At 61.0% G+C, this 14247-nt stretch carries 14 protein-coding genes; 3 read left to right on the top strand and 11 right to left on the bottom strand.

The features are described 5' to 3' along the window. Positions 1-54: 54 nt before the first annotated feature. From J3P95_RS24295 to J3P95_RS24280, 4 genes are all read right to left on the bottom strand, one after another. Positions 55-1002, bottom strand: a complete 948-nt coding sequence (locus tag J3P95_RS24295; RefSeq protein ID WP_434578380.1) for an IS110 family transposase — start codon at positions 1000-1002, stop codon at positions 55-57. 222 nt (positions 1003-1224) lie between these two features. Next, the gene (locus J3P95_RS24290; RefSeq protein WP_434579441.1) at positions 1225-2196 is read right to left on the bottom strand and encodes a thymidylate synthase; all 972 of its coding nucleotides are present in this window, start codon (positions 2194-2196) and stop codon (positions 1225-1227) included. A gap of 49 nt (positions 2197-2245) precedes the next feature. Next, positions 2246-3055, bottom strand: a complete 810-nt coding sequence (gene lgt / locus J3P95_RS24285; RefSeq protein WP_434559368.1) for a prolipoprotein diacylglyceryl transferase — start codon at positions 3053-3055, stop codon at positions 2246-2248. A gap of 68 nt (positions 3056-3123) precedes the next feature. Further along, a complete protein-coding gene (locus tag J3P95_RS24280; RefSeq protein ID WP_434559366.1) occupies positions 3124-3906 on the bottom strand; it encodes a sulfite exporter TauE/SafE family protein in 783 nt (260 codons plus the stop codon). A 174-nt stretch (positions 3907-4080) separates the two neighbouring features. Between J3P95_RS24280 and J3P95_RS24275 the strand changes: the two genes are divergently transcribed. Then, positions 4081-4839 carry an NRDE family protein gene (locus J3P95_RS24275; RefSeq protein WP_434579442.1) on the top strand — a complete coding sequence of 253 codons (759 nt, stop codon included), beginning with the start codon at positions 4081-4083 and terminating at the stop codon, positions 4837-4839. Between the two features lie 115 nt (positions 4840-4954). On the opposite strand, the gene ptsP is transcribed toward J3P95_RS24275, so the two are convergent. Further along, entirely contained in the window at positions 4955-7234 is a 2280-nt protein-coding gene (ptsP, locus tag J3P95_RS24270; protein ID WP_434559362.1) for a phosphoenolpyruvate--protein phosphotransferase, read from the bottom strand. Positions 7235-7256: 22 nt separating this feature from the next. Further along, on the bottom strand, positions 7257-7736 hold the full coding sequence (locus tag J3P95_RS24265; RefSeq protein ID WP_003186867.1) for an RNA pyrophosphohydrolase: 480 nt from the start codon (positions 7734-7736) through the stop codon (positions 7257-7259). A 143-nt stretch (positions 7737-7879) separates the two neighbouring features. Between J3P95_RS24265 and J3P95_RS24260 the strand changes: the two genes are divergently transcribed. After that, complete coding sequence (locus J3P95_RS24260; RefSeq protein WP_434559360.1) at positions 7880-8536, top strand: HAD family hydrolase; 657 nt, start codon at positions 7880-7882, stop codon at positions 8534-8536. Positions 8537-8542: 6 nt separating this feature from the next. Here the strand turns inward: J3P95_RS24260 and J3P95_RS24255 are convergent, their stop codons facing one another. The 4 genes from J3P95_RS24255 to ilvA are packed head-to-tail and all read right to left on the bottom strand — an operon-like array spanning position 8543 to position 12245. Continuing rightward, complete coding sequence (locus J3P95_RS24255; RefSeq protein WP_434579443.1) at positions 8543-9010, bottom strand: DUF2269 family protein; 468 nt, start codon at positions 9008-9010, stop codon at positions 8543-8545. Continuing rightward, the gene (locus tag J3P95_RS24250; protein ID WP_434579444.1) at positions 9007-10263 is read right to left on the bottom strand and encodes an SDR family oxidoreductase; all 1257 of its coding nucleotides are present in this window, start codon (positions 10261-10263) and stop codon (positions 9007-9009) included. The genes J3P95_RS24255 and J3P95_RS24250 overlap by 4 nt, the downstream gene beginning before the upstream one ends. Before the next feature lie 15 nt (positions 10264-10278). Continuing rightward, positions 10279-10692 carry a DUF2269 family protein gene (locus J3P95_RS24245; RefSeq protein ID WP_434559354.1) on the bottom strand — a complete coding sequence of 138 codons (414 nt, stop codon included), beginning with the start codon at positions 10690-10692 and terminating at the stop codon, positions 10279-10281. A gap of 38 nt (positions 10693-10730) precedes the next feature. Next, entirely contained in the window at positions 10731-12245 is a 1515-nt protein-coding gene (gene ilvA, locus J3P95_RS24240; RefSeq protein ID WP_434579445.1) for a threonine ammonia-lyase, biosynthetic, read from the bottom strand. A 252-nt stretch (positions 12246-12497) separates the two neighbouring features. On the opposite strand from ilvA, the gene rpiA reads away from it, so the two are divergent. Further along, the gene (rpiA, locus tag J3P95_RS24235; RefSeq protein ID WP_434559350.1) at positions 12498-13169 is read left to right on the top strand and encodes a ribose-5-phosphate isomerase RpiA; all 672 of its coding nucleotides are present in this window, start codon (positions 12498-12500) and stop codon (positions 13167-13169) included. A 46-nt stretch (positions 13170-13215) separates the two neighbouring features. Here rpiA and J3P95_RS24230 read toward each other — a convergent pair whose 3' ends face one another. Beyond that, positions 13216-14130, bottom strand: coding sequence for an SdiA-regulated domain-containing protein (locus J3P95_RS24230; RefSeq protein ID WP_434579446.1), 915 nt, complete (start codon positions 14128-14130; stop codon positions 13216-13218). Positions 14131-14247: the final 117 nt, after the last annotated feature.

Genomic DNA, 14247 nt, shown 5'->3' with positions numbered 1-14247 from the left:
CCCATGATCGTTCCCACACAGAACGTGGGAGATTCTATGGTTGAGGGAAAGCCCTCAACTGGCTTTTGGCTGATATTCGCTTTGCCCTTTCAGCAAGGCGAATACCACCCGAGCAAGCTTGCGAGCCAGCATTACCAACGCCTGAGTGGTGCTGAAGCCTCGAGCTCTTTGGGCTTCGTAAAACCGTTTCCAGGCTTTTGTACGGCTAGCCGACATCGCTGCATTGTGCAAAAGCCGGCGGGCTTCGGGGTCTCCGCGCTTGGTCAAGCTGCGGCGACCGTCCTTTTGCCCAGATTTCGATACCCGCAGATCCATGCCCAGAAAGGCGATAAACGCATCCGCGTTGCTAAATTCCCCCCGCTGAAACGCCGTGAGCAAGCGTGCTCCGGTTAGAAATCCAATGCCCTCAACTTTCAGGCAGCGCTTCAGTTGACCGAGCAAACCGGCTTCTTTGAGCTGATCGTTGATCGTCTTTTCGATCATCGTTTCAAGCCGCTGCATGGACTTTATTTGTTCGGCAAAAGCCGCCTTGAGCAGCGGCTCATTCGACCAGCTCTGCACTAGGCCGACCCTGGCCTGGACCAAGGCTGCGCGACGGCGGAAAAGGCTCAGGAGCTGGCGGTACAGCGGTGAGGGCGGGGTCCATGGGCGCAACTCCTCGGCTTCGTTTTTCAGGTAACGGGCCAGCAGCCTGGCGTCCAAGGCGTCGGTTTTAGCGCGGATCTTCACGCCTTCGCGGTAATGTTTGAGTTCATAGCCGCCCACCATGTAAATCGTGCAACCGGCCTCATAGGCCAGATCAGCAAACTCCAGGTGGTAGATGTTGGTTGCCTCAATGGCAATAGACACGGGGCATGGCAAGGCCTTCAGCCACTGCTTGATGGATGTTTTGGTATTAGGGATCTCTTCAAGCAGATCGCTATCGGCCTGATAAATCACCAATTCATTCTTGGCGACATCCACACCCACGATCGGTTTTGATAAAGAGACCGGCATTGCCATAGGATTTCCTCCGAGATAAGGTTTGAGCACTTGAAGGGCTCACCCAGAGGCGCAGGCTTGTTCCTATCGTCGGTCTAGCCAGATGCATTCTTTATCGGCGCTTAGGTGAAAGGAGGAGGGGCGAAATCTCCCACGGTCTGTACTGCGTCAACAGTCAGAATCGAGCCTTGTCCCTCCTCCTCCCTTCAAGTCCTACCATACAAGCGATCAATAGTCGTGTTTCTAGACCGCCATCGGCGCGGTCATCGGCGCGTGGTGTTGATAGCCTTCAAGAGAGAAATCGCTCGGCTCCACCAACTCCAGCCATTCAGGCTGGTACACGCCTGTCTTGGCAAACTCCGGCACGCGCTCGGAAATCACCAGTTTGGGCATCGGGAACGGCTCGCGGGTGAGCTGTTCGTTGAGCATGTCCAAGTGGTTTTCGTAGACGTGGGCATCGCCAATGAAATAGGTGAACCAGCGCGGCGTGTAGCCGGTCAGGCGACCGATCAGGCTCAGCAGCGCGGCGCCTTCGGTGAGGTTGAACGGCGTGCCCAGGCCCAGGTCATTGGAGCGGATGTAGAGGGTCAGGGAGATTTCCTTGGTCTCGACATTCGGGTGGAACTGGTACAACAGATGGCACGGTGGCAGGGCCATTTCATCGAGCTGGGCGCAGTTCCAGCCGTGGAACAGGATGCGCCGGCTGCCCGGGTCCTTGATGATGGTATCGACGCACTGGCGAACCTGGTCGATCGCTTTGTACAGCACCACATAGGCCTGGCCGTTTTCTTTGCCTTCGGCGATCTGCCGGTAACCCTGGGCCAGTGTCTGCTCGATGGCCGCCGGGTTGCTCAGCGGGATCTGCTTGTAAGCCGGCCATTTGCGCCATTGCACGCCGTAGATCTCGCCCAGGTCGTCTTCGCCCTGGCGGAACGGGTTGGCCAGCCACTGGGCGTTTTCGTTGGCGTTCTGGTCCCAGACCTTGCAGCCCAAGGCGCGGAACTCAGCGGCGTTATTCACACCACGGAGAAAACCGCACATTTCGCCAATGGCCGATTTAAAAGCCATCTTGCGCGTGGTGATGGCCGGAAAACCTTCTTTCAGGTCATAACGCAGCATCGCGCCGGGAAAACTGATGGTGTTCACACCGGTGCGGTTGGCTTGCCTGGTGCCGTTCTTGATGACGTGGGCCACCAGATCGAGATATTGCTTCATGGGATACCTGTGTCCTTGAACCCGAGGCCAGCGCCCCGGGGTCCGAATTTTAAACCTTGGCCGCCGCAGCCGGAGCGCGATGATAGGCCAGCCAGATCAGTGCCAGGCCACCAACGATCATCGGCAGGCACAACACCTGGCCCATGGTCAGCCAGTTCCACGCCAGATAGCCGAGCTGGGCGTCGGGGACGCGGACGAATTCAACGATAAAGCGGAAGATCCCGTAGAACAGCGCAAACATGCCTGACACCGCCATGGTCGGTCGCGGCTTGCGCGAAAACAGCCAGAGGATCAGGAACAGTGCCACGCCTTCGAGAGCGAACTGGTACAGCTGCGACGGGTGGCGCGGCAACTGCGCCGGGTCGCTGAACGGGGGGAAGACCATTGCCCAAGGCACGTCCGTCGCCTTGCCCCACAACTCGGCGTTGATGAAGTTGCCAATGCGCCCGGCACCCAGGCCGATCGGCACCATTGGCGCGACGAAATCCATCAGTTCGAAAAACGATTTGTTGTTGCGCTTGCCGAACCACAGCGCCGCGAGCATCACGCCGATGAACCCGCCATGGAAGGACATGCCGCCTTTCCATACCTCGAAGATCAGTGTCGGATTGGCCAGGTAGGCGCTCAGGTCGTAGAACAATACGTAGCCCAGGCGTCCGCCGACGATCACGCCCATGGACAGCCAGAACACCAGGTCCGAAAGCTTCTCTTTGTTCCAGGTCGGATCAAACCGGTTGAGCCGGCGCGAGGCCAGCCACCAGGCGCCACCGATACCGATCAGGTACATGAGACCGTACCAGTGGATTTTCAGCGGGCCGATGGCCAGGGCAACCGGATCGATCTGCGGGTAAGGCAGCATTGATATTCCTCGTGAATGTCAAAAATACCCGGGCGACGCTGCCACCTCGGGATTAAGCCAGGATTGCGTCAGAGCAGGAAACTCAAGCCGACGCCGAACAGCAAAGCGGCGAACAGCCGCTTGAGCAAGCGCGGCGACAGGCGATGGGCCAGTCGCGCGCCGAAACGGGCGAAGACCATGCTCGTCAGGGCGATGCCCAGCAGCGCCGGCAAATACACAAAACCGAGACTATGGGGCGGCAACAACGGATCCTGCCACCCCAGAATCATGAAACTTAACGCACTGACCAGGGCGATGGGCAGCCCGCACGCCGACGAAGTCGCCACCGCTTGTTGCATCGGCACGCTGCGCCAGGTCAGGAACGGTACGGTCAGCGAGCCGCCACCGATGCCGAAAATCGCCGAGGCCCAGCCGACCACCGTGCCGGCCAGGGACAACCCGACCTTGCCCGGTACCGTGCGGCTGGCCTTGGGCTTGAAATCCAAGGCCAGTTGCGCGGCGACGAGCATGGCGAACACCCCGATGATCTTTTGCAGGTGCGGACCGGAAATCGCTTCGGCGGTGATCGCGCCGAAACCGGCGCCGACCAGGATGCCAACGGTCATCCAGGTGAAAATCTGCCAGCGCACCGCCCCTTTGCGGTGATGCTCGCGCACGGCGTTTACCGACGTGAAGATGATCGATGCCAGGGAAGTACCTACGGCCAGGTGCGTCAATACTTGCGGGTCGAAACCCTGCAAGGTGAAACTGAAGACCAACACCGGGACGATGATCATCCCGCCGCCCACGCCGAACAACCCGGCCAGTACGCCGGCACAGGCGCCGAGCAGCAGATAGAGCAGAAATTCCACCAGCGTCTCCTCGCCCGTACCAAAATAAGAGCGGCATGGTAACGGATCAATGGCATCTGGCTCCACTGAAGGCGATGGATGCGTTAGTGATGTATGGGTAGAGTGGCTAATGATCGCTGTCCCCTCGCCACAAAAGCAGTGTCGTTCAGCTTCATTCTTAAACAGGACAACCTGATGTGCCTGATCGTATTTGCCTGGCGCCCCGGCCACTCCCAGCCGCTGATCGTGGCGGCCAACCGCGACGAGTTCTACGCTCGTCCAACCCAGCCCTTGGCCCAATGGTCTGACGCACCCCACGTATATGCCGGGCGTGACCTGGAGGCTGGCGGCACCTGGCTCGGTGTCGGCGCGCAGGGGCGCTTTGCCGCGCTGACCAACATCCGCGACCCGGGCCAACTGCCGGCATTCAAGTCGCGCGGTGAGTTGGTGGCGCGGTTCCTGACCGGAAGTCTTTCGATTGGCGATTATTTGAGCGAAGTCGTGCCTCGTGCCGGCGAATATGGTGGTTTCAACCTGCTGCTCGGTGATGGCGCCGAACTGTGGCACTACAACGCCCGGGATACCCGGCCACAACAGTTGGCTGAAGGGGTTTATGGCCTGTCTAACGCTGGGCTGAACACACCCTGGCCGAAATTGCTCAAGGCCCGGGCGGCGCTGGTCGAGGTGCTGGACGATCCGCAACCCCAGGCGCTGCTGGCACTGCTGAATGATCCACAGCCCGCGCCCATGGCCGAACTACCGGACACCGGGGTGGGATTGGCGACGGAGATGCTGCTGTCGAGTGTGTTCATTGCCAGCCCGGCCTACGGGACGCGAGCGAGTACGGCATTGATTGTTCATGCCGATGGGACGCGGCATTTAGTGGAGCGCAGTTTCGGGCCGCATGGGGGGCATTTGGGAGAAGTGGAGCTGCTCGCTTTATGCCGGCGATAATCCGTGGCGAGGGAGCTTGCTCCCGCTGGGCTACGAAGTAGCCCCAAAGCTTTTTGGGCGGGCTTCGCCCACCAGCGGGAGCAAGCTCCCTCGCCACAGACGCTCGCTGGAGGATCTAAAGTGTTTTGTTCGACGCCGGATTGATCATCCGCGCCAACCCGAGGTTCTTCAGCGCCAACTGCAGGGAGCTATGAATCACTTGCGGGTTATCGATGGTCATCAGCTCCGCCAGCAGCTCCTGGGCCTTGCTGAGGTTGATCTGGCGCAGCATCCACTTCACTTTCGGCAGGTTGGTGGCGTTCATCGACAGGCTGTCGAAGCCCATCGCCATCAGCAGCACCGCTGCCGCCGGGTCGCCGGCCATTTCGCCGCAGATACTCACGGGCTTGCCTTCGGCATGGGCGTCGCGCACGACGTTCTGTAGAGCCTGCAGCACGGCCGGGTGCAGGTAGTCATACAAGTCCGCTACCCGTGGGTTGTTACGGTCCACGGCCAGCAGATATTGGGTCAGGTCGTTGGAACCGACGGACAGGAAGTCCACCTGCCGCGCCAATTCCTTGGTCTGGTACACCGCTGCCGGAATTTCGATCATCACGCCGACGGGTGGCATCGGTACGTCGGTGCCTTCGTCGCGTACTTCGCCCCAGGCCCGGTGGATCAGGTGCAGGGCCTCTTCCAGCTCATGGGTGCCAGAGATCATCGGCAACAGGATGCGCAGGTTGTTCAGGCCTTCGCTGGCCTTGAGCATGGCGCGCGCCTGGACCAGGAAGATTTCCGGATGGTCGAGCGTCACGCGGATCCCGCGCCAGCCGAGGAAGGGGTTGTCTTCCTTGATCGGGAAATAGGACAGGGATTTGTCGCCGCCGATGTCCAGGCTGCGCATGGTCACTGGCTGCGGATGGAACGCGGACAATTGCTCGCGGTAGATCGCCAGCTGTTCCTTTTCGCTGGGGAAGCGCTGGTTGATCATGAACGGTACTTCGGTGCGGTACAGGCCCACACCCTCGGCACCACGCTTCTGCGCCCGGGCCACATCGGCCAGCAGGCCGGTGTTGACCCACAGCGGCATGCGGTGGCCATCGAGTGTGATGCAGGGCAGGTCCCGCAGCGCATCCAGGCCCAGGGAGAGTTGCTTTTCTTCTTCCACCACATCGGCAAACTGCTTGCGCAGCACGTCGCTGGGGTTGGTGTAGACCTCGCCGTGGTAGCCATCGACGATCATCTGGATGCCGTCGACCTTGGAATACGGCAGGTCCACCACGCCCATCACCGTGGGAATGCCCATGGCCCGGGCGAGGATCGCCACGTGGGAGTTGCCCGAACCCAAAACCGAGACCAACCCCGCCAGCTTGCCTTCAGGCACTTCGCCGAGCATGGCCGGGGTCAGCTCTTCGCTGACCAGGATCGTGTTGTCGGGATAGACCAGCGTCTGTTGGCGTTCCTGCTGCAAGTAGGCGAGCAAGCGGCGGCCGAGGTCCTTGACGTCGGAAGCGCGCTCGCGCAGGTAGGCATCGTCCATCAGTTCGAAACGATTGACGTGGTCGGTCACCACTTGGCGCAACGCGCCCTGGGCCCATTGGCCGGTCTTGATGACCGTGGTCACCTCGCTGCCCAGGGACGCGTCGTCGAGCATCATCAGGTAGACGTCGAACAGCGCGCGCTCTTCCGGGCGCAGCTGCGTCGCCAGCTTGGCCGACAGGGTGCGCATGTCGGCGCGCACGCCTTCGATGGCGGTCTTGAACAAGCCCAGCTCGGCCGGGATGTCGGAAATGGTCTTGTCTGGCACCACGTCGAGGTCGGCGGGCGGCAGCATGACCAGCGCGGTACCCACCGCCGCGCCGGGGGAGCCTGGGACGCCGACGAACTTGGCTTCCTGGATGCCCTTGCCCTGGCGACCCAGGCCGCTGATCGAACCCGTGGCTTCGGCGTGGGCGATTACCCCAGCCAGTTGCGCGCTCATGGTCACGAGGAAGGCTTCTTCACCTTCGTCGAACTGGCGGCGTTCCTTCTGCTGGATGACCAACACGCCGACGACACGGCGGTGGTGGATGATCGGCGCGCCGAGGAACGATGCGTAGCGTTCTTCGCCAGTTTCGGCGAAGTAGCGGTAGCGCGGGTGATCCGCGGCGTTTTCCAGGTTCAGGGGTTCTTCACGCGTGCCGACCAGGCCGACCAAGCCTTCGTTGGGGGCCATGCTGACCTTGCCGATGGAGCGCTTGTTCAAGCCTTCGGTGGCCATCAGCACAAAGCGGTTGGTCTCGGGATCAAGCAGATAGACCGAGCAGACTTGGCTGCCCATGGCCTCTTTGACGCGCAATACAATAATGCCCAACGCCGCCTTGAGATCCTTGGCGGAGTTAACTTCCTGGACGATCTTGCGCAGCGTATTGAGCATGGCTCGGGGTCGAACTCCGTCGTCAGTCGCGCGTCAGCAGGCGCGGGGCAAGCTCTTTGAGAGCGCGTCGATACACTTCGCGCTTGAATGTCACCACCTGGCCCAACGGATACCAATAGCTGACCCAGCGCCAGCCATCGAACTCCGGTTTACCGGTCAAATCCATCCGCACCCGCTGCTCGTTGGAGATCAGGCGCAGGAGAAACCATTTCTGCTTCTGGCCGATGCACAGCGGTTGGCTGTGTGTCCTGACCAGGCGTTGCGGCAAACGATAGCGCAACCAGCCTCGGGTGCAGGCGAGTATTTCGACATCCTCTCGCTCAAGCCCCACTTCTTCATTCAACTCGCGGTATAAAGCCTCTTCCGGCGTCTCCTGAGGATTGATCCCACCCTGGGGAAACTGCCAGGCGTCTTGATTGATACGGCGTGCCCATAGCACCTGCCCAGCATCATTCGTAAGAATGATCCCCACATTGGGACGGAAACCATCGGGATCGATCACGGCAACAACCTCGCAAACGCATGTCGCCGCATTGTTCCACAAAGGTTGTGAAAGCAGCAACGAGCCTTCCTACCTTATGTGCACTCTTGTGAAAAGTCCGTATTCTGAGCGCCTTTCTTCAGAATTTTCAGCGAGTAACTGCAATGCGGCTGGCTTTATTCGACTTGGACAACACGCTGCTGGGCGGCGACAGCGATCACGCCTGGGGCGATTACCTGTGCGAACGCGGATTCCTCGATGCCGTCACGTACAAGGCGCGCAACGACGAGTTCTACCAGGATTACCTGGCCGGCAAGCTCGACAACGCCGCGTACCTGAATTTCTGCCTGGAAATCCTTGGCCGTACCGAGATGGAAGTGCTGGCACAGTGGCATCTGGACTACATGCGCGATTGCATCGAGCCGATCGTGCTGCCCCAGGCCATCGAACTGTTGAAAAAACACCGCGACGCCGGTGACAAATTGGTGATCATCACCGCCACCAACCGCTTCGTCACCGCACCGATTGCCGAACGCCTGGGGGTCGAAACGCTGATCGCCACCGAGTGCGAGATGATCGACGGGCGCTACAGCGGGCGCAGCACCGACATCCCATGCTTTCGCGAGGGCAAGGTGACCCGGTTGAACCGTTGGCTGGAAGAAACCGGGTATTCGCTCGACGACAGCTACTTCTATAGCGACTCAATGAACGACTTGCCGCTCCTGGAGGCGGTGATGCATCCGGTGGCTGTGGACCCGGATCCGAATCTTCGGTCCGAGGCCGAGCGACGGGGTTGGCCGGTGATCAGCCTGCGCGGCTGATCCCTCTCACGCAGGCTTGGCCACCATCAAGTAGAAAATTGCCATGAACGCCAAGAAGGCCGGCCAACCCAGCGCAAACCACCAGCGCATGTAGATCGTGGCCTTGATCGGGATGGGCGTGCCGTCCCGCAAGGCTTGTTCAGCCATCTTGTGCACGCGGATCTGCAACCAGACCACTGGCAGCCAGCAGACGCCCGCCAAGCAATAAAGGCCGATGCTCCACATCAACCAGCTCTGTTGCAGTGGCCAGCCGGCCACATGCATCAGGGCCAGCCCGCTCAGCGGTTGAAATACCGCGGTGGTGGCGGTGAACGCCCAATCGGCGAAGACCAGATGCTTGAAGGTGACGGCAATGACTTCGACCTTGCCGCTGCGCCAGGCCCGGAGCGCATAGTAGGCCGAACCCGCGCCCAGGCCGAACAGAACGGTGGAGGAGAGGATATGCAGGGTTTTCAGCAGCAGATACATGCTCATCGGCGGGGCTCAGTCCAAAGCAGCCATAAAGTTGCGACGATCAATACCAGATTCTTGGCGACAGCCGCGTAAGGGTCGAACCAATAGTGCGGCAGGATGAAACTGATGCACAGCGTATAGCCCGCCATCAGACCCAACTGCAGCAGCAAGGCCTGGCGACGCCAACGCTTGAGCAGCATGCCCACGCCCAGCACGCCGTCACACAGCGCGCCGCTGACCACCGCAAGCTTCGCCCAAGCGCCGTGTACGCCAGCTTCGGCCATGATGCGCAAGCCCCAATCGTAACCCGGGCCGAGGCACACCACGGCGGTCCCCAGCCAGATCAAGGCCAGGACCGCCAGCATCAATGGACGCAAGGCCCGCAGGCTGCTCTGGGCGACCGTTGGCCATTGCTGCAAGCGAGTCTGCACCGGGGCGGCGTGATAGCCGCATACCGACGCGAGTACGCCTGGGTCGGCCAGATTGTCCCGTTGCGCCAGAACCACACTTTGCCCGTTCAAGGCCCGCCAGCCGAACCGATCCCCCAACCGGCTGCCAACCTGGATCAACAGCGCAGGCGCCTTGAGGTAGCGCGCCGGTGCCCAACCCTGCGCGGCTCGCAGATGATCAATGAGTTGTGCCAGGCTCATTGGCTCGGGCCCCACCAGCGGCAACACTACGGATTCGCTCGGCCATTGCCGCAGCAGGGCGAGCACCGCGCCCGCCAGGTCGTCGATGTGCACGGGTTGGATGCGCGCCTTAAGATCCAGCAAGGGAATCAACGGCCACGGCGAAAGGCCCGCCAGCCAGTCGCTGCTGGTGCCACCCGGTCCTACTACCAACGAAGGCCGCAGGATGACCGATGGGCCGTCCAGCCCGGACAGATACTCGTCGGCCAGGCCTTTGCTCGCCAGGAACGGCACGTCGGATTGGGCGCTCGCGCCCAGCGCGGATATCTGCAGAATCCGTACGCCTCGACGTGAGGCCTGATCGAACAGCGCCCGAGCGCCGCGGTCCTGGACCAGGCTCAACGCCAGGGTGTCGACGCTGAGCAGGCCGGCTGCGTTGATCAGCAGGTCGATGTCGTCGGGGAATGCAAAATGGGCCGGCTCGGCTGCCAGCAAGCCGAGATCCAGCTGCCGCCATTCGACCCCCGGCCAGCTTGAAGCCTCGGGTTCACGACGGGTTGCGATGATCGAGTGGCCGGCGCCGTGCAGCGCTCGCAGCAGGTGGCCGCCGATAAATCCACTGCCACCCACCAACAGAATCTTCATGACAGCCCCTGTCAGTTAAACCGGCTTGGCGCCCATCAACGCGGCAATGGACAGGAAGCCGACACCACCGACGATTGCCAGCGCCAAGGTAAATCTACTGCCGCCGCCGTTGCCCATGCGCAGGCGGTTGAGCCGCGCCAGCAGCCAAATGGCGCAGGGCGCCGCCACGGTATAGATCACGCTGGAACCCAGCAGCCAGGTTTGCCCAAGCGGCCAGCCCACCAGATGAACCAGCCACCATCCGGTAAACGGCATGCTCAGCATGCCGATCAACATCACGCCCCAGGCGAATAGCCAGGGCCGCCGCAGCGTATAGGCGGGGCCCTCGCTGCGTTTGCGCCAGGCCACGACGGCCAGGCTCACACCGCAGGCCAGCAGCACGACGGTGGCCGCGACGTGCAGGATTTTCAAGGTCAGCAGAGTTTCCATGGATGTTTCCTTAGACCGATGTCCTTGAGCGTAGCCCTTCAGCCAAGAAACAGCTGATACGCGGGGTTATCGCTTTCGTCCCAATACGGGTAGCCAATTTCCTCCAGGGCTGCCGGCACCAGGTGGCGTTCATCATGTGGCACTTGCAGTCCGGCGACTACACGGCCATCCGCCGCGCCATGGTTGCGGTAGTGGAACATGGAGATGTTCCAGCGCCCGCCCAGTTTATTGAGGAAGTTGAACAGCGCTCCCGGGCGTTCCGGGAATTCGAAGCGCAGCACCACCTCGTCGATGACATGGGCCGCATGGCCGCCGACCATATGGCGGATGTGCAGCTTGGCCAGTTCGTTGTCGGTCAGGTCCAGCACCGGAAAGCCTTGCTCGGTCAGGCTGGCGATCAGCGCGCTGCGCGGGTCGTTTTCCGGGTGCGTCTGCACGCCAACGAAAATGTGCGCTTCGCTGCCGGTGTTGTAGCGGTAGTTGAATTCGGTGATCTGGCGCTTGCCGATGGCTTCGCAGAACGCCTTGAAGCTGCCCGGCTTCTCGGGGATGGTCACGGCGATGATCGCTTCGCGGCCTTCACCCAGCTCGGCGCGCTCGGCGACGTGACGCAGGCGGTCGAAGTTGACGTTGGCGCCCGAATCGATGGCCACCAGGGTCTGGCCGCTGACGCCCCGCGACTCGACATACTTTTTGATCCCGGCCACGCCCAAGGCGCCGGCGGGTTCGGTGATCGAGCGGGTATCGTCGTAGATATCCTTGATGGCCGCGCAGATCTCGTCGGTGCTGACGGTGATCACTTCGTCCACGTAGTGCTTGCAGATATCAAAGGTGTGTTGGCCGATCTGCGCCACGGCAACGCCATCGGCGAACAGGCCCACCGTCGGCAGCACCACGCGCTCGCCCGCGGCCATGGCCGCTTGCAGGCAATTGGAGTCATCCGGCTCGACGCCAATGATCTTGATCTCGGGGCGCAGGTATTTCACGTAGGCCGCAATCCCGGCAATCAACCCGCCACCGCCCACCGGGACGAATATCGCGTCCAGGCGCCCTGGGTGTTGGCGCAGGATTTCCATCGCCACCGTGCCCTGCCCGGCAATGGTGTGAGGGTCGTCATAGGGATGGATGTAGACGTAGCCTTTTTCGTCGACCAGTTTCAACGAGTACGCCAGGGCCTCGGGGAACGAGTCGCCATGCAACACCACTTTGCCGCCACGGGAACGCACGCCCTCGACCTTGATTTCCGGGGTGGTCTTAGGCATGACAATGGTGGCCTTGACCCCCAAGACCTTCGCCGCCAGTGCCAGGCCTTGGGCATGGTTGCCCGCCGACGCGGTGACCACGCCCCGTGCGCGTTCTTCATCGCTGAGCTGGGTCAGCTTGTTGTAGGCCCCGCGAATCTTGAACGAGAACACCGGCTGCAAGTCTTCCCGCTTGAGCCAGATATCGTTGCCCAGCCGCTCGGAGAGCTGGCGGGCGGTCTGCAGCGGGGTTTCTACGGCAACGTCATAAACGCGCGAGGTGAGGATCTTTTTGACGTACTGTTCAAGCATCGGAAAGCATCACTGGGCGGGTTGGGCAAGGCCAAGGAGTCTAACCCGGCTTTTGGCCAGGCGACCACACGAATTAAGGCACTTTGAGCACAGAAACCCCCGTGGCGAGGGAGCTTGCTCCCGCTGGGTCGCGCAGCGGCCCCAGAAAAAGCGATGAGCGCTTCGCACTCAAGCGGGAGCAAGCTCCCTCGCCACGGTTTCTACGCCTATAATGCCGGCCTTTCGTTCCCTCTCGGCACCCTCGGAGCCCGCATGACCCAGGATCAACTCAAACAGGCCGTGGCCCAGGCCGCCGTCGACTTCATCCTCCCAAAGCTGGATGACAAGAGCATCGTCGGGGTCGGCACCGGCTCCACGGCCAACTGCTTCATCGACGCGCTGGCGCAGCACAAAGGTGCGTTCGACGGCGCGGTCGCCAGCTCCGAAGCCACCGCCGCACGCCTGAAAGGCCATGGGGTCCCGGTGTACGAGCTCAACACCGTGAGCGACCTGGAGTTCTACATCGATGGCGCTGACGAAAGCGACGAGCATCTGAACCTGATCAAGGGCGGCGGCGCAGCCCTGACCCGCGAGAAAATCGTTGCGGCGGTGGCCAAGACGTTCATCTGCATCGCCGACGCCAGCAAACTGGTGCCGGTGCTCGGAGCGTTTCCGCTGCCGGTGGAAGTCATCCCCATGGCCCGCAGCCACGTTGCCCGTCAGCTGGTGAAACTGGGCGGAGATCCGGTGTATCGCGAAGGCGTGTTGACCGATAACGGCAACATCATCCTGGATGTGCACAACTTGCAAATCACCGATCCAGAAGAGCTGGAGCGCCAGATCAACGCCATCGTCGGCGTGGTCACCAATGGTTTGTTCGCTGCGCGCCCGGCGGATGTGCTGCTGCTGGGGACCAGTGAAGGGGTGAAGACCCTCAAGGCCTGATCCGAAGTAGTGACAGGCACAGTTGTGGTGAGAGGATTTTTTCCTATTAGTCGAGCTGCGGTTTCTTGAACACATAGAACAGGTTCGGCTCACTCACCACGTACAAATTGCCGTCGTCGTCCATCGCCAGGCCCTCGGCCTGGGGGATGGTGTCCTGCAGGCCGTGGCGCCCCTTGCTCAACGACAGCGTGCTCAACGGCCGGCCATCGATATCCAATTCGATAATCAACCGCGACTCATCGGACAGTGCCAGCAAATGGCCGCTGCGCTCGTCGTATTGCAGGCTGGAGAGGTCGCGCACAAATAATCCGGCATCGCGCTTGGGATTGTTGATGACGTGGACTGCGTAGGACTTCTCTGGATTGTGGTAGGGAAAGCCGTGCACTTCATAAATCAGCATCGGATCGCGCTCCTTGGCCACGAATAGCCGTTTGCCCACCGAGTCGTAAGCCAGGCCTTCGAAGCCTTTGTTGCCGCTCATGTGCACGCCAAGCGTCATTTGCTCAGCGTCGGCTGCGTCGAGGAATCGCGTGTCTTGCTCCAGGTGAATCTTGATCAGTCGCTGTTGGCGCTCGTCGGTGATGACGTAAATGTTCTCGCTGATGAATTCCACTGCTTCCGGATCGCCGAACCCGATCAGGGCGAGGCGCCGCAATATCTTGCCATCCAGTGACAACTCGATCAGCTCGGCATTCTTGTTGGTGACGGTGAACAGGCTTTTGCGGCTCGGATCAAACGTCAACGCCGAAACGTCTGCGTCCAAGCCTTCGATTACCTGGCCTTCAAGCGTGACCTGATATTGATCCAGTGAGATGACCTGTTCACTCACGGGGTGCCAGAGGGTATTCAGGTTGAACCAGGCGCGCTCGAACAGACGCAGGTACTGGCCCGCTGCGATCAGCGTAATCAACACGATCAGCAGCAACAGGATCAGGAACTTGGGACGGGCGAGTCGACGCATGTGAGATGAGCTCGATAAGAACAGGTGGTTGGAAATACCACGACTGCCTGAACTGAAGCTTAATGGCCGACTGCCACATCCTACAGCGATGGATGAATTACCTTACAGCGTTTGCTA

It is taken from the genome of Pseudomonas sp. Z5-35 (assembly GCF_051131945.1).
GTDB lineage: Bacteria > Pseudomonadota > Gammaproteobacteria > Pseudomonadales > Pseudomonadaceae > Aquipseudomonas > Aquipseudomonas marvdashtae.
This window is presented reverse-complemented; position numbering and strand designations above follow the sequence as displayed.